This window comes from Serratia sp. SCBI (assembly GCF_000747565.1).
GTDB lineage: Bacteria > Pseudomonadota > Gammaproteobacteria > Enterobacterales > Enterobacteriaceae > Serratia > Serratia ureilytica.
In genome coordinates, this window is record NZ_CP003424.1 from 2,775,792 (window position 1) to 2,794,713 (window position 18,922).

An 18,922-nucleotide genomic window follows, 5' to 3' on the forward strand; every position below is an offset into this window, starting at 1 on the left:
TCGTGCAATGCGCGATTAGAAGGTGTAGCTCACACCCGTCATCAGCAAACCGGTGTAAGATTTATCCACCATCGGGCTGTCTTTCACTTCATCCGACAACTTCACATAGCGGCCGAGGAAGAAGGCGTTCCAGCTCTTGTTGATCTGGTAATTGGCGCTCAGCTCGAGATACGGCGCCCAGCTATCGCTCGGGGTGTAGCTGTCCAGACCGCTGCGGCGCGATTCATTGGCGCTGACGCCATAGTAATATTTGTTCTGGTTTTTGCTGTTCCACATCACGCCTACGCCCGGAACCAGCGTCAACGCGTCCAGATCAAACTTGTACAGATAAGCCACATCGCCCACCAGCCCGTTGCTGTAGTTCAGCGTGTCGCCGGTGAAGGTGGTGCGAATGGTGCCCCACTCTGCGTTGTGTGAATAGGCCAGGCCGGCCATCAGCGTGCCGCGACGCTTGTCGAGACGCTTCATGCGATCGTCGTCGCTGTCGCCCGGACGGTAGCCCCATGGCGTGTAATACCCCATGATGCTCAGCTGATTTTCTTGATCTTTCCACAGGTAGTAACCGGCGGTCAGAGTACGGAAGTAGAAGTCGTCACCTTCATAGTCGATGACGGGCACCGGATAAACGCGATCCTGATAACCGCGATACGGGTCCGGGCTAACCAGCGCGGCAGCACCCAGTGACCAGGTTCCCGCCTGGGCACTTTGCGCACAAACCATTGCGGAAGCGATAATTGCTAGCGTTTTGAGTTTTGAAATCTTCACTGGTTCTTTTTCCATAAATTACAGGGTTAATAGCCGCAATAGTTTATGTGAAAATTTAGTTACGCGCCTAATCTTTACAATAGAAAACGACCAAGATCGAATAACTTATAGCGGAATTATGAATTAATCATGGCGGAACGATGACGATTCATGCCGCAGGCCGCGCCAGACAAGGCATTTGGTTATCCCGGCAATAACTGAGTCATTGATATGACTTAAAAAAAGCTTTTTCTACGGCAGGAAATTTTCCGGCAAGCAAACTAAGCTTAAATCAGAAGGTGAATTTATCCTGGGCCCAGTGGCATACAGCGCAACTCGCGATAATAAGCGCACCAAGTTGGCATACGGGTTGCTGTACTCAGGCGTATTCTCATCTTTCGGGAGCCAGAACACTATCACACGCTCTCTTTAACCTGTGCTAATAACGAAAGGACGGGCATCATGAACATATTTGACCACTATCGCCAGCGCTACGAAGCTGCCAAGGACGAAGAGTTCACACTGCAGGAATTTCTTACCATTTGCCGGCAAGATCGCAGTGCCTATGCCAACGCGGCCGAACGTCTGCTGATGGCTATCGGTGAACCTGTGATGGTCGACACTGCGCTAGAATCACGCCTGTCGCGCCTGTTCTCCAACCGCGTGATCGCACGCTATCCGGCCTTCGAAGAGTTCTACGGCATGGAAGAGGCCATCGAACAGATCGTCTCTTACCTGAAACACGCTGCTCAGGGCCTGGAAGAGAAGAAACAGATCCTTTACCTGCTGGGCCCGGTGGGCGGCGGCAAGTCCTCGCTGGCGGAACGTCTGAAAGCGCTGATGCAGCGCGTGCCCATCTACACCCTCAGCGCCAACGGCGAACGCAGCCCGGTCAACGATCATCCGCTGTGCCTGTTCAATCCGCAGGAAGATGCCACGATCCTGGAAAAAGAGTTCAATATCCCAAGTCGCTATCTCGGCACCATCATGTCGCCGTGGGCGGCGAAGCGCCTGCATGAGTTCGGTGGCGATATCACCAAGTTTAAAGTCGTGAAAGTGCGCCCTTCCATTCTGGAACAGATCGCCATCGCCAAAACCGAGCCGGGCGATGAGAACAACCAGGATATCTCGGCGCTGGTCGGTAAAGTGGATATCCGTAAACTGGAGAACCACGCGCAGAACGACCCGGACGCCTACGGCTATTCCGGCGCCCTGTGCCGCGCCAACCAGGGGATTATGGAATTCGTCGAGATGTTCAAAGCGCCGATCAAGGTGCTGCATCCGCTGCTGACCGCAACCCAGGAAGGCAACTACAACGGCACCGAAGGCATCTCCGCCCTGCCGTTCAGCGGCATTATTCTGGCGCACTCCAACGAATCCGAGTGGGTGACCTTCCGTAACAACAAGAACAACGAAGCGTTCCTCGACCGCGTGTATATCGTCAAGGTACCTTACTGCCTGCGCGTGTCGGAAGAGATCAAAATTTACGACAAGCTTCTGGATCACAGTGAGCTGACCCATGCGCCATGCGCGCCGGGCACGCTGGAAACGCTGGCGCGCTTTAGCGTGCTGTCGCGGCTGAAAGAGCCCGAAAACTCGAGCATCTACTCGAAAATGCGCGTGTATGACGGCGAAAGCCTCAAAGATACCGACCCGAAAGCCAAGTCCTATCAGGAATACCGCGACTACGCCGGGGTTGACGAAGGCATGAACGGCCTCTCCACCCGTTTCGCCTTTAAAATCCTCTCGCGGGTATTCAACTTCGATCACGCCGAGGTGGCAGCCAACCCGGTGCACCTGTTCTATGTGCTGGAACAGCAGATCGAGCGCGAACAGTTCCCGCAGGATTTGGCGGAGAAATACCTGGAGCACCTGAAAGGCTATCTGATCCCGAAATACGCCGAGTTTATCGGCAAAGAGATCCAGACCGCCTATCTGGAATCCTACTCGGAATACGGACAAAACATTTTTGACCGCTACGTCACCTATGCCGACTTCTGGATCCAGGATCAGGAGTATCGCGATCCCGACACCGGCCAGCTGTTCGACCGCGAGTCCCTGAACGCCGAACTGGAGAAAATTGAAAAACCGGCCGGCATCAGCAACCCGAAAGATTTCCGCAACGAAATCGTGAACTTCGTGCTGCGCGCCCGCGCCAACAACAACGGCCGCAACCCGAACTGGACCAGCTACGAGAAGCTGCGCACCGTGATCGAGAAAAAGATGTTCTCCAATACCGAAGAACTGTTGCCGGTGATTTCGTTCAACGCCAAAACATCGACGGACGAGCAGAAAAAACACGACGACTTCGTCGATCGCATGATGGAGAAAGGCTATACCCGCAAGCAGGTGCGCCTGCTGTGTGAATGGTATCTGCGGGTCAGAAAATCCTCATAACGCCTCAGGTAAGCGGCATTATCAGGGCCATGTCCACAGTCATGGACGTTGCAGCGCAGCCCACGGAGGGGCTGACACATTGCGCTGCCGCGGCCGGGACATGAAGAGTTGGCAACGTCGTTTGGGGAAGTATGGCCTATTTCATTGACCGGCGGCTGAACGGCAAAAACAAGAGCACGGTGAACCGCCAGCGCTTCTTGCGCCGTTACAAGTCGCAAATCAAACAGTCGATTGCCGAAGCCATCAACAAGCGTTCGGTCACCGACGTAGACAGCGGGGAGTCAGTCTCTATCCCCACTGACGATATCAACGAACCGATGTTTCATCAGGGGCGCGGCGGCACGCGCCATCGCGTTCACCCAGGCAATGACCACTTCGTGCAGAACGATCGCGTCGAACGGCCTCAGGGCGGCGCAGGCGGTGGCGGCGGCCAGGGCAGCGCCAGCCAGGACGGTGAAGGCCAGGATGAGTTCGTCTTCCAGATATCCAAAGACGAGTACCTCGATCTTTTGTTCGAGGATCTCGCCCTGCCCAACCTGAAAAAGAATCAGTACAAGCAGCTGACCGAATACAAAACCCACCGCGCCGGCTACACCGCCAATGGCGTGCCGGCCAACATCAGCGTCGTGCGTTCGCTGCAAAACTCGCTGGCGCGGCGTACCGCCATGACCGCCGGTAAAAGGCGCGCGTTGCACGAACTGGAAGACGCGCTGACCCAGTTGGAAAACACCGAGCCGGTGCAACTGCTGGAAGAAGAGCGGCTGCGCAAAGAGATTGCCGAACTGCGCAAGAAAATCGAAAGCGTGCCGTTTATCGACACCTTCGATCTGCGTTACAAAAACTACGAGCGCCGGCCGGAGCCCTCCAGCCAGGCGGTGATGTTCTGCCTGATGGACGTATCCGGTTCGATGGATCAGGCCACCAAAGACATGGCCAAACGTTTTTACATTCTGCTTTATCTGTTCCTGAGCCGAACCTACAAAAACGTCGAGGTGGTCTATATTCGCCATCATACCCAGGCGAAAGAAGTGGACGAGCAGGAGTTCTTCTATTCGCAGGAAACCGGCGGCACCATCGTCTCCAGCGCATTGAAACTGATGAACGAGGTGGTCGAAGAGCGTTACGATCCGGCGCAATGGAATATCTACGCCGCGCAGGCGTCGGACGGGGACAACTGGGCCGACGATTCACCGCTGTGTCACGAGCTGTTGGCGAAGAAGATCCTGCCAATGGTGCGGTACTACAGCTACATCGAAATCACTCGCCGCGCTCACCAAACGCTATGGCGCGAATACGAAGATCTGCAAGCGAAATTCGACAACTTCGCCATGCAGCATATCCGCGAACCGGACGATATCTATCCGGTATTCCGCGAACTGTTCCGCAAACAGACCGCATAATCATAAAAACGGCCGGAGAATATCTGCCCGGCCGTTTTTATTCTCAACGAATTCAAATGCTATTTCTGCGGAAGGCATCCGCATCCGGCGTCAATCATAGAACCAACTCACCTGAATACAACACGGGGCCGGTCGGTTGCTTGCTCGGTGAGCCGCCTAATGGCTCCAGGCTAATGGCAATCGTTGTTCCTTTAACTAAATCTGCATCTGCCAAATAAAACTGGCTCACGCCTTTCACGTTCACGAGTCCAATTGAAACGGGCTTATGTCCAACGGGGATCAGCCACAGCTCAAGACTTTTTCCATCCGGAATAGCGGCCAAGCCTAAGGGGGTTATACGAACAATTTTTCTTTGACCGTCTGAACTTACGACCCACGTCCCTTGATGCGCTCCGTTCAGGACCACTAACGGTTTCAGCTCTGGCGCACGCCAATAAAACCACGAGCTCAGGCTCAATGCGCCCAATCCCGCAGCAAGCCCCCATGCAATATAGTTTCGCACGCGCCGTCGAGGCGAAGCGTATTGAGGCAGATTTAATTCAATTTTTTTCCAAACGCTTTCAGGGGGCGGTATTGGCATTATATCGATATCCAACCCCGACAACATATTTTGCCACTTTCCAACCTGGGTCGCCAAAATGCTGTCCGTTTTCAGACGGCGCTCAAAATGCAGCCGGGCATTCCCTCTGAGCGTGCCAAGAGCATATTCTGCAGCCAGCATGTCATCACTTTCGCGTCTGTTCATAGGCCCAGGCAATCCTTTAGATGTGCTAGCGCCCTGCGGACCCAGCTTTTTACCGTACCAAGCGGTTGCTGCAACCAATCAGCGATATCCGCGTGCGACATCCCTTGATAATATGCCAAAGCAATACTTTGCCGTTGTTCAGACGTCAGATGCTTCAAACAGTCATTTAACTTTTTAGCCAGCTCCCCCTCATCACCCTGGCTTTCATTTTCCGACTGAGGGATTTGATCGCTATATTCTTCTTCCAGTCCGATATGGCGTCCGTGCCGGCTACGCAATCCATCTATACATCGGTTCCTTATAATGTGAGTAAGCCATGTCATAGGCGAACTCAAGGTCGGATCATAATCTCCGGCACGCTGCCACACGGCAAGAAAGCCGTCGACCAGAACCTCTTCCGCCCACTGGCGATTACGTAACATGCGCAGCGCAATGGCGAATAAACTTGCGGATGTCGATCTGTACAAGCGTTCAAATGCTCGGCGATCGCCATTAGCGATCGCCTTTAAGCACATTACCTGGTTTTCTTTCAACGAGTGATCCATACCATCCCTAAAGCGGTTAAGCTTTGCCCATTCCGAGTATAGGCCTTACTTGGGCATTAGCACGGTATCAATAACGTCGATTACACCGTTTTGCTGCCGCACATCATAGGTGCTGATGTTGGCGACGTCGCCTTTAGCATCTTTGATCTGAATATTATGCGGGCCATTATTCATAAACCATAGCGACTGACCGTTGACGGTTTTGAGTTCCGCCCGTCCGCCGCCCTGCTCAATTTTTCTTTCCAGCGCCCGCATGTCGTAGTTCCCAGCCACAACGTGGTAGGTTAATACACTGCTTAACAGCGCTTTATTTTCGGGTTTTAACAGATTTTCAACGGTGCCGGCCGGTAATTTGGCGAATGCGGCATTCGTCGGCGCAAAAACAGTATAAGGACCTTTGCCTTGTAAAGTATCAACCAAGCCGGCGGCCTTAACGGCCGCGACCAACGTTGTGTGGTCTTTTGAGTTCAGCGCATTTTGCACAATGTTTTTTGAGGGGTACATCGCCGCGCCGCCAACCATTACGGATGACGTGTCCCCACTCGCCGCATAAGTGGCGACGCCGAAAAGTAATGAGCCGGTAACCAGAGTAACGATAAGTGTTTTCATGATGAAGTCCTCTCCGTAAGCTGAGCGTAAGTGTTGCTCATTCCTGATATACGTATGAGGTTCTCCAAGTGGATGCACGGGTCGAAAAAATAATGTAGAGAGAACGAACGCTGTGACAGACAAATAAGCACGCCGTGATGGCCGCCCGTTTCCGCTCTTGCTTATGAGGTTATTCCTAAACCTTCACATCCTCCCTCATGTGTCTTGATGGGAATATTCCCATTCAGTTATCGTTAACACACGCATCGGGTTCTACCCTAAGCGAAATTTGACTCATTTTATTTTCTATGGCTTCTCAGCCCGCTTCGGCGGGCAATTTACCTGTCAGCAGGTTAGACACCATGATCGATTACACCCTCTATGGCCTCAACAAGAATGATGTTGATGAATACCATAAGCAAATCTGCTGCCTGCTCGGCAAAAGCGTGCTGCTGGTGCTCATCGCCAACAAACCGATCACCAAACAGAATCTGCTGGCCAGTCTTATTCAGGAAGTTGAACAACAGCACGACGAGTATTTTCAAAAATTGCATCGCGCGGCAATAGAAATGATCGGCGTTAACGGGCGCTAGATCGATATGCGCAAGGCGGAAATCTACGCCATTATTGCCGCCGCCGTGGTGTTGATTATGCTGTTAATAATGAACTCCGGCAGCGATATCAACGCTTATCCCTAATGTGAAGCGAAGCACTCCTTTGCCGCAAGGTGCCTCTTTTTTGGCCCGAAGCGCGTTTCTGCCCGGGTTTTATTTTGAACCGGCCGCTTCGTCAATCAATCCCGCCACGTCATCGGCATGGGAGACCAGCGAGGCATGACTGGCCTTCAGCACCATCACTTTCTTAGCCTGCAGCCGCTGCGCCATACGCCGTTGGTTCTCCGGCGCTATCATACGGTCGTCGCTGGAGAGTTGATACCACGACGGTTTATGTTTCCAGGCGGGCTCACCGAGGGGGTTGCCGAAGGTATCGGCCAATGGCGCCTTCTGCGTCGCCGCCATCACCAGAGCCTCGTCGGCGGTAAGATCCTGGCAAAAGCTTTCGTGAAACTTGTCGGTCTTGATCCACAGATAACCGTCGCTGTCGGGAATCAGATTCGCGACTGCCGCAGGAGGATGCGCTTGCGTAATGCCACCGGGGCTTTCACCGGCATCCGGGGCAAACGCGGCAATGTAGACCAGGCCGACCACGTTAGGTTGGTTGCCCATTTCCGTGATCACCGCGCCACCGTAAGAGTGCCCCACCAACAATACCGGTCCCGCTTGCTGCGCGACCATCTTGCGCGCCCGTTCCGCATCCTCAGCCAGTGAGGTCAGCGGCATTTCCACCGCATGAATCGCCGAATAGCCCCTGCGCGACAACTCGATAATCACCTTACTCCAGTGCGCGGCGCCGCCCCAGAATCCGTGCACCAGCACGATGGTTGGTTTTGTGCTCATTGCCGACCTCTTCATCTCATTTGGAGGCGCTGTAGACAGATCAACAGCCGCCCTACAGGGACGCGCCTTGCAGCTGGCGACGTCGCGCGATCTCCATTTATATAGTTAGCACTGCGGTATTCGGCAATAGCTACGACGGGTTAAGGCGCTCGGTTTACAGGCGTCGTCATGACTTGCCGAGGCAGCGTACGCCGTGGCGGCAGTGCAAAAAACGGGATTAAAACTAGGATTTTTACCCATGCCGATCTAAAATCCCACGCAAAAACAAAGACAAGTAAATTTGGTTCATCGGGAAAAGGAATGAAGTTGTGAAGGAAATGATCTCCATCGTATTGATGACATGCCTGCTGGCGCTGCTGTTTTCGTGGCTGTTCGTCTACGGTCTTAACATTCATTAAACCTACAGCAACACCAAACCCCCCTTCCTGGCTGACCGGCAGCGCATCCGGACGATGCGCTAAAAACCCCTCTCCCCGCATGTTTCTATCCCATCATTCGCCCGCCGACAGCTAAAAAAGAACCCAAAGCTCGCCGGCGCAACGCGATCTCGCCTTCGTCTGCTCGCCCACTAAAACATCAATAAAATTTATGATTGATAACCTCGTCGCGTTTCCGGACATCTGAATGACTATTTTCCTTCTTCACACCGTTCCCGCCTGAAATCAGGCTGACAACCTTAAAATGTTACCGGTAACTATGTTGTTGATTTCTTTTCGTAATAAACATAAAGCCGTTAATAACCTTACATTCTTTATAGAAATAAATTATGCATTCTTATGGATAAAGGCATGAATTAACGGCCTTCGGTCATTGATTATCGCCCGCCAAGCTCCTAAAATTCGCGCGTAAAAATACAACTGGGATCGAGTTTCATGTCGTCGCTGTGGGTTGCAACGCAATACTGTTATTTTATTGGTCTGTTAGTTTCAATGATTTTCACCTACCTGGTAAGCAGGGACACCGTCAAAATTCGTTGCATCAGCGCGCTGACCATCGGGTTAACCTGGCCGTTAAGTCTGCCGGTCGTCTTGCTGTTTTCGCTGTTCTAACGCCCTAACAGGCTGTGCCGCCACGGATGCTTTTAAACAGCCGTGCTAATGGAATGGGTCAGCCGACGACGCTGCCCCCTCACCGGCGAAACAAGTGACGATACGGCGCATTGTTAAATGAAAGGCCATTTCCCCGCGTAACGTTTTACTTGGGGGTCGACTATTCACCACGCAGCGATCGCCAACGGCGGTACAGCCGCCCCGCGCCCCATACCATCAGCCATAGCAAAATATTCCCCCCCAACCAAAGCATCAGCAGGTAGAGGAAAGTCTGATAACCGGGTATGCCCCGATCGGCGAAGAACGGATTAAAGTGCAAGAATTTGACGATCGCGAAGGGATTAAGATTGAAACGGGTGAAGACGCAGGCGGTCAGCACAGGCGGCAACAGGATGTAAAACGCCAGGGTGAATATCAGCAGCAGCCTGGTGCCATGCGTGTTTTTATAATCTTTCATATCAGCGTATTGCTTGCTTCATCTCAGTGCGAGAATCGCCTGGCGATCGCTCGCCAATCGACCCTGCGGGCCAAAAATAGTTCCGCGCAAACGCGGGAATAAAGCCGGTTCAGCGTTTAATTCTCATTTAGCGCTCGGGTGATATATACCCTGTGGATTATAAATTACGATGCCGACGCGCCGCCTTCAACTGCAGCGTTTGCGTGGCGTCATCAGGAGGCCCTAATGAAACCGGACGCACTCTCCCTGCCGCCGAGCGCCAAAAAACTCAAAGTGATCTACGGCTGGTATATTTACGTGATCTATATCCTGCTGGTTTTCAACATTTACATGGCGGTCTACAACGTCTGCGTTCGGCATCCGATCGAAGCCCCGCTGCTATCGCTGTTTCACAGCCTGTTTCTCGCGCTGATGTTGCAACAGGTGCTCAAGAAAAACGTCGTTTTCGCCTGGATCTTGTTGGGCTATTTTATTCTGATGCGCCTGTATTACGCCAATGTGCTGCACATTGAGTTCACGCTGGTGAGCCGTGGCCTGGTGCTGCTGATTCTGACGCTGCTGCTGACCGGCACCGTGGCCGTCGGGCAGCTGGCCACGCCGCCACAGCGGCGTGACTGGCTGGCTCGCCTAGGCTGGCGGCAATGGACGACGCTCGCGGCGCTGGCGGCGATCCTGACCCCGCTGATCACCACCGATTACCTCGGCTAAACGCGGTGCTATCTGGGGATATGGGGCTCTGAAATGTCTACGATGCGGCATATTTTGGTGTAGTTGCCTGCCTTCTCACAGATCTTGTCCGTGACGAACTCGCTAAGGTAGCCCAGCAGCAGCAAGTAGCCAACCATGCACAAAATAAAGATAAGCGTTCTCACCGATAGCGACCAACCTGACAAGAGTATCTCCAGCATCATAACCTGAACGAGGCGCTTTAAAAGGATTTCATGTGCGCACTGGCCGCATCGGCGCACGTTCTGTAGTAACATTAAGCCACCACGCCAACCACCGGAAACGCCGATGCACCATCTGATGTTAGACATTGAAACCCTGGATATAAAACCCAGCGCCGTGATTTTGGTGGTCGCGGCGGTGTTTTTCGATCCCCGCACCGGCGAACTCGGCGCCGAATTCGAGGCCGCCGTCAGCAGCCAGAAAGATCAGCCGGGACGAACCATAAGCCTGGACACGGTTGCCTGGTGGGCGAAACAATCCGATGAAGCGCGCAAGCTGGCCTTCGGCGGCACCGAGAGCCTCAAGCGCGTGCTGAGCAGTCTCAGCCGTTTTATCCATATGAACAGCACCGATACGGTAAAGGTCTGGGGTAACGGTAAAGAGTTCGACTGCGCAATCCTCGAACACGCCTTCCAGCAGTTGGAGATGCCCTGTCCGTGGAAATTCTGGGATACCCAGGATGTGCGCACGGTGATCACGCTGGCGGAACTGCACGGCTTTAACCCGAAAAAGACCCGTCCGTTCGAAGGCATGCCGCATCGCGCGTTGGATGACGCTCGCCATCAGGCCCGTTATGTGGCCGATACCGTCTCGGCGCTTTATCTCCGCCCGGGAGCGCAGCGCTGACCCGCTTTGCCCCTTTTCATTTGCCGCCAGAATCTCTACTCTAGCCCTCTTTGTCACTCGGACGTGCCTTTCCTGCTATGCAAAAGTTCCTGTTTCTGCTTCTCAGCCTGGTGCTGCTCGGCCCATTGGGCATCGATCTCTATCTGCCCACCATTCCCGCCATCGCCGTCGGCCTGGGCAGCAGTGAAGCGCTGATCCAATCCACCATTTCGCTGTTTATTCTGGTGCTCGGCCTCGGTCAAATCATCGCCGGTCCGTTGGTGGATAACTATGGCCGCAAACCGGTGGCGCTGGCCGGCATTATTCTCTACACGATCGGCGCGGCAATGGCGGCGCTGGCCACCAGCCCGACGATCTTCATCGCGTCGCGCCTGTTGCAAGGGGTTGCGGTCTGTTGCACCGCCGTCGTCGCCTTCAGCGGCGTGCGCGATCGGCTGAATGGCGACGACGCCGCCCGCGCCTTCGGCTTTCTCAACGGCACGCTGAACATCATCCCGGCATTGGCGCCGCTGCTCGGCGGCCTGCTCGCCGAAGCCTTCGGCTGGCGCGCGCCCTTTTGGTTCCTGGCCGGTTACGCGCTGCTGGTGTTGGTGCTCATCGCGCTGCGCCTGCCGGAAACTCGCCCCGCCGACACCGTGCCGGTCAAAGGGCTGCCGGTGCGCCAATACGCGCGCATCCTCAGCGAACGGCGTTTCCTCTCTTTTGCGGTGGTGAACTCCGGGGCGATGGGCATGGCGCTGACCTACGTTTCTCTGGCGCCTAACGTGCTGATGGGCACCGCGGGCCTGACTCCGCTGCAATTCTCGTTGGTGTTCGGCGCCAACGGCTTCTGGATCATGTTGGTCAGCTTCTTCGCTAACCGCATCATCCACAAAGTCGGCCGCCCGGTTTGTCTGGCGACCGGCGGCATTTTGATGGGGTTGGGCTGCCTGGGCCTGCTGCTGGGCGTCATGTGGCTTCCCGCGGCGGCGCAAGCGCACTGGCTGGCGTATATGCTGCCGGTCGCCAGCGCCTGCGCCGGGTTGGCGTTCGTAATGGGCCCGGCCACCAGCTATGCGCTGGAACCGTACTCCAATGAGGCCGGCGTCGCGTCCGCGCTGGTCGGTTTCGTACAGATGGCCGGCGGCGCCGCGCTGGGACTGCTGGCGATGGCGCTGCCGCTGCAACCGAAGCTGTCGCTGGCCTTGGTCATGCTGGCGGGCTGCCTGCTGGCGCTGCACGCGCGGCGGCTCAGCAAGCAGATTAAAGGACAGATCAGAAAAGTCGCCTGAGCCGCGGCTCAGGCTTCGGTAACGACCGGCACCCGTGCCGCCAACGCCGACAACAGTTCATAGCCTAACGTCCCTGCCGCCGTGGCCACCTCGTCCACCGGCAGGCGTTTTCCCCACAGCTCCACCTCGGCGCCCAGTTCAACGTGGGGACAGGGCGTCAAATCCACCGCCAGCATATCCATCGATACCGTTCCCAGGGTGCGTGTCAGCACGCCATCGACCCATACCGGCGTTCCGGTCGGCGCATGACGCGGATAGCCGTCGGCATAACCGCAGGCCACCACGCCGATACGCTGCGCGCCGGCGGCGCTGTAACGGCCACCGTAGCCCACGCGATCGCCAGACTTCAGCTGCTGAATGCCGATGATCTCGCTGCTCAGCGTCATCGCCGGCTGCAACCCCGTCGATGCGATATCGTTCCAGCATCCGCTCGGCGAAGCGCCATAGAGAATGATCCCAGGGCGCACCCAGCTGCCGTGGGTCGCAGGATGCCACAGCGTAGCGGCCGAGTTGGCCAGGCAACGCGGCAGCGGTACATCGGCCGCCGCCGCCTCGATGGTGGCCATCTGCTGAGTTACGCCTTCCGGCCCGTCGGCGGTGGCGAAGTGACTCATCAGCGTAAGCTCGGCAATATTGGCGACAGCCTGCGCCCTGCGCCACACCTCATGCAGGCGCTCGGGCGCAAACCCCAGCCGATTCATGCCGCTGTTCACTTTCAGATAGACATCAAACGGCGCACTCAGCTTTGCGTCGGCGATCGCCGCCAGTTGCCAGTCGCTGTGCACCGCCGTCGTCAGGCGATAACGATCGAGCAAGGCCAGATCCTGTCGCTGGAAGAAGCCTTCCAACAACAGGATCGGCCCCTGCCAACCGGACTCGCGCAGCAGCACCGCTTCGGCCAGATCCAGCATGGCGAAGCCGTCGGTTTGCGCCATGCTGCGCCAAACGTGTTTGATGCCGTGGCCATAGGCGTTGGCCTTGACCACCGCCCAGACTTTGGCGCCGGGGGCGAAACGGCGCACCACCTGCAGGTTGTTTTCAATTGCGCCGAGATGCATCGTGGCGGTTATCGGACGGGGCATCGCTTCTCCTTGGGGCAGCGTACAGCGGCCACGCGCGCCTGCGCGTGGCCGAAAAAGTCTATGACAGCGTCGACGATTAACGTGCGGGATGCACGTCGTTCAGCGGAACCGCGTGTTGCTGGCGAAATCCGGCGCTGTAACGCGCCACCGCCAGATCATCGGAAGGGATTGCCGGCGTAATGCCGGACATCAGATCGGACAACAACTGCCCGGAACCGCAGGCCATGGTCCAGCCGAGCGTGCCATGCCCGGTGTTGAGGTACAGGTTTTTCAACGAGGTGCGGCCGACGATCGGCGTGCCGTCCGGCGTCATCGGGCGCAGGCCGGTCCAGAACGTCGCGTCTTCCACTCTGCCGCCGTTCGGGTAGAGATCGCGCACCACCATCTCCAGCGTTTCTCGCCGCTTTTGCTCCAACTGAGTATTGAAACCGACGATCTCCGCCATGCCGCCGACGCGAATGCGCTGGTCGAAGCGCGTGATGGCGATTTTATACGTCTCATCCAGTACCGTAGAGAATGGCGCCGCCGCCTCATCGACGATAGGGATCGTCAGCGAATAGCCCTTCAGCGGGTAAACCGGAATAGACACCAGGCCGCGCAGCAGCGCCGTGGAGTACGAACCGAACGCCACCACGTAGCTATCGGCTTTGAACACTTCCTCGCCGCACTGTACGCCGGCGATCTTGTCCCCCTCCACCAACAGACGGTCGACGCTGCGGTTGAACAGGAAGGTCACGCCCGCCTGCTCAGCCATCTTCGCCAACTGTTGCGTAAACAGTTGGCAATCGCCGGTTTCGTCGTTCGGCAACTGCAGGCCGCCGGTCAGCTTGTGCGCCACCTGCGCCAGCGCCGGCTCAACGCTGCCGAGTTGGCCGGCCTCCAGCAATCGGTAAGGCACCCCGGCATCTTCCAATACCGCAATATCTTTCGCGGCGTTTTCGAACTGTTGTTGGGTGCGGAACAGCTGCAGCGTGCCGCCCTGACGGCCTTCGTACTGGATGCCGGTTTCCTGCCGCAGCGCCTTGATGCAGTCGCGGCTGTATTCCGCCAGGCGCACCATGCGGCCTTTGTTGGTCATGTAGTGTTCGGTGTTGCAGTTTTTCAGCATCTGCCACATCCAGTTCAGCTGGAAGCTGCTGCCGTCGAGACGGATCGCCAGCGGCGCATGGCGTTGGAACATCCACTTAATGGCCTTCAGCGGCACGCCCGGCGCCGCCCAGGGAGCGGCATAGCCCGGTGAAATCTGCCCGGCGTTCGCCGCGCTGGTTTCCAGTGCCGGGCCGGGCTGACGATCGATCACCGTCACCTCATGCCCAGCCTTCGCCAAATACCAGGCACTGGCTACGCCCACCACTCCACTACCTAAAATTACCACTCGCATCGCTGACTCCAGCCCAAGGCTTCACAAAGCACAATCTTCTGCTAACAGGAAATTAACTCAGTGAAAAAATCCGTCCAACAACTTCATCATCAAACGTGACAATATTCACAATTAATTTATCGTCGATGGCCCGCGCATTTGCAATAGCCGCCAGAAAATAGCGATAAGATACGGTTTAAGGGGGTTTATGGCGCGAGGTCACCCCTGATTCGCTAGCATTGCTATCATTGATGTCATGGAAAATTGGCGTGATAAGCAACATGGATTTAACAGAATATAAAAATATCAGCTAACCTATAAATAGAATAAAAAACCACAAAAACAAAAAATACCAAAACAACTGGCAAATAACGGCACCACCCGCTGCAGCAGAAAAATCGCGTAAATTTTCAGCCCTTAATAGCCTTATTTTTACTGTTGGAATAAAGCGGCGTTCACTGTGGCGCCATCTTGTTTTCGCTGCAGCACGATATGAACGTTCAAGCCCCCAGCCGCGCCCAGAGTTCATACTGTCGCTATTCAGGAGAACCTCGCATGTTCATCGCTCTCTATCAGTTCTCAGTCAAAACCGGACACGAACACGCTTTTCGCCAGGCCTGGCTTGAATTGACGCAGGGCATCTATCAGCAACGCGGCAGCCTGGGCTCGCGCCTGCATCGGGAGGTGAACGGCAAATATATCGGCTATGCGCAGTGGCCAAGCCGCTCGGCATGGGAAAACGCCGATGATATTCAGCTGGATGAACGGTACCGAGCGGCTCGGGATCGCATGCGCGCCACTTTATTGGCGGATGAAACGCTATTTGAAATGGACGTCACGGACGATTACCAGCAAATCAGGTCGTTCGACTGACCACAAGCCCACGCGTGCGGGCTTGTGGTGGCAGAAGAGAGAAGCATCAATGATGCAGCATCTCGTCCACGACTTCTTTGGTCTGCAGCTGGAACGGGTAGTAGGTCGGCCAGTTATCCATCTCTTTCAGCAACGCCTCCTGCGACGTGTTGCCCATAAAGATATGGAAATGCGCCGATTTGCGCGGCCCGATAATGTGATCGCTGAACTGTACGAATTTCGGCGCCTGACTGTCGGCATCCTGGCACTCGAACAGATAACGCACGCCTTTCTTACCGGAGACATACGTCAGGATCTTATGCCCGGCGTACTTGTACTGACAGGCGCTGGATTGGTCGCCACGGTGAAATTCCATGATACCGTTCTCAATGCCAATGGTATCCACATCGGTGGCGTAACCTTTGCGGTAATACGCCTTCACCTCTGCGAAGGTTTTGCTCTTATCCTGCGCCGCTTTCTTCCTGAACACCGGGTCAAGATCCCCATTGATCAGATACGGATACACGGATTGCCATACGCCCTCCCAATCCGCCAGGTCGCGATCTTTGACGTCCTTATCGTCGAACACGCCTCCCTCCGCCTTTTTTTCCACTTCCGTCAGCGGCTTGCCATGTGAATGATGCCCGTGAGCCAACGTTTGCCCACTGATGAACAGCGCCGCCAGCGCCACTGCCAATTTGCCCAAATGCCTCGTCAAAACGCGCTCCTTGTCCGTTATTGAGAAAAATGAAAAGTTACAATATAACATAACAGTTTTCAATCCCTGTCGCACAGCAGGCAATGTGTTGCACGCCCCTGCCGCAGGGCTATACTCGGAGAAGATGCGCGGTGTTGCACCGCCATCTGCCGGGACGGGCGCCGGATCGACCGCCGTTCGCTCCTTTGCGTACCGGCATTTTTATTTCACTGATTTGCAATGGTTAATTATGACTTGAACTATGCTTGTTACAGGGTCCGCCGTTTGAGCAAGGCCCGTGAATAATGAGGGTGCGCTGATGACTACTTCAACACATGACAAGGTTAAGGATGATAAACGTCTGAGCGATGGACCGGACTGGACGTTCGAACTGCTGCAGGTGTATTTGGAGCAGATCGACCGCGTCGCCAAGCATTACCGGCTCGACACCTACCCCCATCAGATCGAGGTGATCACCTCAGAACAGATGATGGACGCCTATTCGAGCGTCGGCATGCCGATCAACTATACCCATTGGTCCTTCGGCAAAAAATTCATCGAAACCGAGCAGCGCTACAAACAGGGCCAGCAAGGGCTGGCGTATGAAATCGTCATCAACTCCAATCCCTGCATCGCCTACCTGATGGAGGAGAACACCATCACCATGCAGGCGCTGGTGATGGCGCACGCCTGCTATGGCCACAACTCGTTCTTCAAGAATAACTACCTGTTCCGCAGTTGGACCGACGCCAGCTCCATCGTCGATTACCTGCTGTTTGCTCGCCACTACATCAGCCAGTGCGAAGAACGCTACGGCGTCGAAGAAGTGGAACGGCTGCTGGACTCCTGCCATGCGCTGATGAACTACGGGGTCGACAGGTACAAACGCCCGCAAAAAATCTCTTTGGTGGAAGAAAAAGCGCGCCAGAAAAGCCGCGAAGAGTATCTGCAAAGCCAGGTGAATACGTTGTGGAAGACCCTGCCACGCGTCGAGCGCGAAGAGTCGCCTGAGCAGGCGCGCCGATATCCGAGCGAACCGCAGGAAAATATCCTCTATTTTATCGAGAAGAATGCGCCGCTGCTGGAACCGTGGCAGCGTGAGGTGCTGCGCATCGTGCGCAAAGTCAGCCAATATTTCTACCCGCAAAAACAGACCCAGGTAATGAACGAGGGGTGGGCGACCTTCTGGCACTACACCATCCTTAACCATCTTTACGACGAAGGCCGGGTGACCGAGCGGTTCATGCTGGAGTTTTTGCACAGCCACACCAACGTGGTTTATCAGCCGCCGTACAACAGCCCATACTATAACGGCATCAACCCCTACGCGCTGGGCTTCGCCATGTTCCAGGACATCAAGCGCATCTGCCAATCGCCGACCGAGGAAGATCGCTACTGGTTCCCGGACATCGCCGGTAAAGACTGGTTGGACACGTTGCACTTCGCCATGCGCGACTTTAAGGATGAGAGCTTTATCAGCCAGTTCCTGTCGCCCAAAGTGATGCGCGACTTCCGCTTGTTTACCGTGCTGGACGACGATCGCAACAACTACCTGGAAATTGCCGCGATCCATAACGAAGCGGGCTACCGGGCAATCCGCCAGGAGCTGTCGGCTCAATACAATCTGAGCAACCACGAGCCGAACATTCAGATCTGGAACGTAGACCTGCGCGGCGACCGTTCGCTGACGCTGCGCTACATCCCGCAGGAGCGCGCGCCGCTCGATAAGAGCCGCCGCGACGTGTTGAAGCACCTGCATCGCCTGTGGGGCTTCGACGTGATCCTCGAGCAGCAAAACGAAGACGGCAGCGTGGAATTGCTCGACCGCTGCCCGCCGCGGCCTACGCCGCTGTAACCGCCATAACGACAAAGGGCGCCAACACGGCGCCCTTATTATGTCATTCGCACGGCATCAGCGGCGCGCTTCGGTCAGATCGCTCGGCATGGTGCCCTGCATGCTCTGCCAAATCGCCCCGCTGTCTTTACCGTAGTTGCGCACGGTGTCCATCACCTGGTCGTACAGCTTCTCATGGCAAAGCGTAGACAGCTTGCTGTAGAAAGTCAGCGCCAGCTTGCGCGCTTCCGGGTTGGAGAAGTAGTAACGGCCCACGCGAGTGTACAGCCCTTTCAGGCCGTTGAAAATCAGGCCATAGATCGGGTTGCCGGAAGCGAACGCCAGACCACGGAAGATCTCATAGTCCAGGACATTGAAGGCATCCGCCTGATCTTCCACCTCGGCGGCTTTCGCCAGCACTTCCTGCGCCTGCTCAGGATGATTGCGCACCGCAGCGCGAATAAAGATCGATGCGATATTGGTACGCACGGACAGCAGGTTATCGATCAGCTGCGGGACGCTTTTGTGATCGAGACGAGCCACGGTCTCAAGGATATTGAGGCCGGACGTTTCCCAGAAATTGTTCACTTTGGTCGGTTTACCATGCTGAATGGTCAACCAGCCATCGCGGGCCAGACGTTGCAACACTTCACGTAACGTGGTGCGCGTGACGCCAATCAACTCCGAAAGCTCACGCTCCGCGGGCAAAATAGAGCCAGGGGGGAAGCGATTATTCCAAATACTCTCAATAATGTACTCTTCCGCGAAACCGGCAGGACTCTGCGCCTTTTATGACCATGTGTTTGACGTTCCGTTGCGACGATAAAATCAGTAAAAGTAATCAGCTCATCATACCAGATCACACAGAC

Annotated in this window: 20 protein-coding genes; 9 read left to right on the forward strand and 11 right to left on the reverse strand. The window is 55.5% G+C overall.

Features of this window, described 5'->3' with window-relative positions; all coding sequences use genetic code 11:
- Window positions 1-15 precede the first annotated feature (15 nt).
- Window positions 16-780, reverse strand: coding sequence for a MipA/OmpV family protein (locus SERRSCBI_RS12935; RefSeq protein ID WP_033643317.1), 765 nt, complete (start codon window positions 778-780; stop codon window positions 16-18).
- A gap of 426 nt (window positions 781-1,206) precedes the next feature.
- Between SERRSCBI_RS12935 and yeaG the strand changes: the two genes are divergently transcribed.
- Window positions 1,207-3,141: a protein kinase YeaG gene (yeaG, locus tag SERRSCBI_RS12940; protein WP_016927472.1), complete on the forward strand. Its 1,935-nt coding sequence runs from the start codon at window positions 1,207-1,209 to the stop codon at window positions 3,139-3,141.
- A 131-nt stretch (window positions 3,142-3,272) separates the two neighbouring features.
- Window positions 3,273-4,541 (forward strand): YeaH/YhbH family protein, encoded by a 1,269-nt coding sequence (locus SERRSCBI_RS12945; protein ID WP_042784715.1) that lies wholly within the window; start codon window positions 3,273-3,275, stop codon window positions 4,539-4,541.
- Window positions 4,542-4,635: 94 nt separating this feature from the next.
- Here the strand turns inward: SERRSCBI_RS12945 and SERRSCBI_RS12950 are convergent, their stop codons facing one another.
- Genes SERRSCBI_RS12950 through SERRSCBI_RS12960 form a run of 3 tightly spaced genes read right to left on the reverse strand, consistent with a single transcriptional unit; the run spans window position 4,636 to window position 6,440 of the window.
- Window positions 4,636-5,286 (reverse strand): anti-sigma factor domain-containing protein, encoded by a 651-nt coding sequence (locus SERRSCBI_RS12950; RefSeq protein ID WP_042784716.1) that lies wholly within the window; start codon window positions 5,284-5,286, stop codon window positions 4,636-4,638.
- Entirely contained in the window at window positions 5,283-5,831 is a 549-nt protein-coding gene (locus SERRSCBI_RS12955; protein WP_033650962.1) for an RNA polymerase sigma factor, read from the reverse strand. Before SERRSCBI_RS12955 ends, SERRSCBI_RS12950 begins: the two co-directional genes overlap by 4 nt.
- Window positions 5,832-5,876: 45 nt before the next feature.
- The gene (locus SERRSCBI_RS12960; RefSeq protein WP_033650960.1) at window positions 5,877-6,440 is read right to left on the reverse strand and encodes a fasciclin domain-containing protein; all 564 of its coding nucleotides are present in this window, start codon (window positions 6,438-6,440) and stop codon (window positions 5,877-5,879) included.
- 341 nt (window positions 6,441-6,781) lie between these two features.
- Between SERRSCBI_RS12960 and SERRSCBI_RS12965 the strand changes: the two genes are divergently transcribed.
- Complete coding sequence (locus SERRSCBI_RS12965) at window positions 6,782-7,012, forward strand: hypothetical protein (protein ID WP_033643319.1); 231 nt, start codon at window positions 6,782-6,784, stop codon at window positions 7,010-7,012.
- Between the two features lie 174 nt (window positions 7,013-7,186).
- Here SERRSCBI_RS12965 and SERRSCBI_RS12970 read toward each other — a convergent pair whose 3' ends face one another.
- Both SERRSCBI_RS12970 and SERRSCBI_RS24750 read right to left on the reverse strand, forming a co-directional pair.
- Window positions 7,187-7,876 (reverse strand): alpha/beta hydrolase, encoded by a 690-nt coding sequence (locus tag SERRSCBI_RS12970; protein WP_042784718.1) that lies wholly within the window; start codon window positions 7,874-7,876, stop codon window positions 7,187-7,189.
- A gap of 140 nt (window positions 7,877-8,016) precedes the next feature.
- On the reverse strand, window positions 8,017-8,355 hold the full coding sequence (locus tag SERRSCBI_RS24750; protein ID WP_156965103.1) for a hypothetical protein: 339 nt from the start codon (window positions 8,353-8,355) through the stop codon (window positions 8,017-8,019).
- 393 nt (window positions 8,356-8,748) lie between these two features.
- On the opposite strand from SERRSCBI_RS24750, the gene SERRSCBI_RS24145 reads away from it, so the two are divergent.
- The gene (locus tag SERRSCBI_RS24145; RefSeq protein ID WP_033634815.1) at window positions 8,749-8,925 is read left to right on the forward strand and encodes a GhoT/OrtT family toxin; all 177 of its coding nucleotides are present in this window, start codon (window positions 8,749-8,751) and stop codon (window positions 8,923-8,925) included.
- Window positions 8,926-9,085: 160 nt separating this feature from the next.
- Here the strand turns inward: SERRSCBI_RS24145 and SERRSCBI_RS12980 are convergent, their stop codons facing one another.
- On the reverse strand, window positions 9,086-9,382 hold the full coding sequence (locus SERRSCBI_RS12980) for a hypothetical protein (RefSeq protein ID WP_042784720.1): 297 nt from the start codon (window positions 9,380-9,382) through the stop codon (window positions 9,086-9,088).
- 225 nt (window positions 9,383-9,607) lie between these two features.
- Here SERRSCBI_RS12980 and SERRSCBI_RS12985 point away from each other — a divergent pair, with 225 nt between their 5' ends.
- The 3 genes from SERRSCBI_RS12985 (at window position 9,608) to SERRSCBI_RS13000 (ending at window position 12,228) form a co-directional block, all read left to right on the forward strand.
- Window positions 9,608-10,090 (forward strand): hypothetical protein, encoded by a 483-nt coding sequence (locus tag SERRSCBI_RS12985; protein ID WP_042784721.1) that lies wholly within the window; start codon window positions 9,608-9,610, stop codon window positions 10,088-10,090.
- A gap of 306 nt (window positions 10,091-10,396) precedes the next feature.
- Window positions 10,397-10,957, forward strand: coding sequence for a 3'-5' exonuclease (locus SERRSCBI_RS12995; protein WP_033643325.1), 561 nt, complete (start codon window positions 10,397-10,399; stop codon window positions 10,955-10,957).
- A 77-nt stretch (window positions 10,958-11,034) separates the two neighbouring features.
- The gene (locus tag SERRSCBI_RS13000; protein WP_033650957.1) at window positions 11,035-12,228 is read left to right on the forward strand and encodes a Bcr/CflA family efflux MFS transporter; all 1,194 of its coding nucleotides are present in this window, start codon (window positions 11,035-11,037) and stop codon (window positions 12,226-12,228) included.
- A gap of 8 nt (window positions 12,229-12,236) precedes the next feature.
- Here the strand turns inward: SERRSCBI_RS13000 and dadX are convergent, their stop codons facing one another.
- On the reverse strand, window positions 12,237-13,310 hold the full coding sequence (gene dadX, locus SERRSCBI_RS13005; protein WP_042784725.1) for a catabolic alanine racemase DadX: 1,074 nt from the start codon (window positions 13,308-13,310) through the stop codon (window positions 12,237-12,239).
- A 76-nt stretch (window positions 13,311-13,386) separates the two neighbouring features.
- Complete coding sequence (locus tag SERRSCBI_RS13010; RefSeq protein WP_033643328.1) at window positions 13,387-14,691, reverse strand: D-amino acid dehydrogenase; 1,305 nt, start codon at window positions 14,689-14,691, stop codon at window positions 13,387-13,389.
- A gap of 534 nt (window positions 14,692-15,225) precedes the next feature.
- On the opposite strand from SERRSCBI_RS13010, the gene SERRSCBI_RS13015 reads away from it, so the two are divergent.
- Complete coding sequence (locus SERRSCBI_RS13015) at window positions 15,226-15,543, forward strand: antibiotic biosynthesis monooxygenase (protein WP_042784726.1); 318 nt, start codon at window positions 15,226-15,228, stop codon at window positions 15,541-15,543.
- Window positions 15,544-15,589: 46 nt separating this feature from the next.
- Here the strand turns inward: SERRSCBI_RS13015 and zinT are convergent, their stop codons facing one another.
- Window positions 15,590-16,240, reverse strand: a complete 651-nt coding sequence (gene zinT / locus SERRSCBI_RS13020; protein ID WP_042784728.1) for a metal-binding protein ZinT — start codon at window positions 16,238-16,240, stop codon at window positions 15,590-15,592.
- A 298-nt stretch (window positions 16,241-16,538) separates the two neighbouring features.
- Here zinT and SERRSCBI_RS13025 point away from each other — a divergent pair, with 298 nt between their 5' ends.
- Complete coding sequence (locus tag SERRSCBI_RS13025; protein WP_033643331.1) at window positions 16,539-18,074, forward strand: SpoVR family protein; 1,536 nt, start codon at window positions 16,539-16,541, stop codon at window positions 18,072-18,074.
- Between the two features lie 57 nt (window positions 18,075-18,131).
- Here SERRSCBI_RS13025 and fadR read toward each other — a convergent pair whose 3' ends face one another.
- The gene (gene fadR / locus SERRSCBI_RS13030) at window positions 18,132-18,806 is read right to left on the reverse strand and encodes a fatty acid metabolism transcriptional regulator FadR (protein WP_049866683.1); all 675 of its coding nucleotides are present in this window, start codon (window positions 18,804-18,806) and stop codon (window positions 18,132-18,134) included.
- Window positions 18,807-18,922 lie beyond the last annotated feature (116 nt).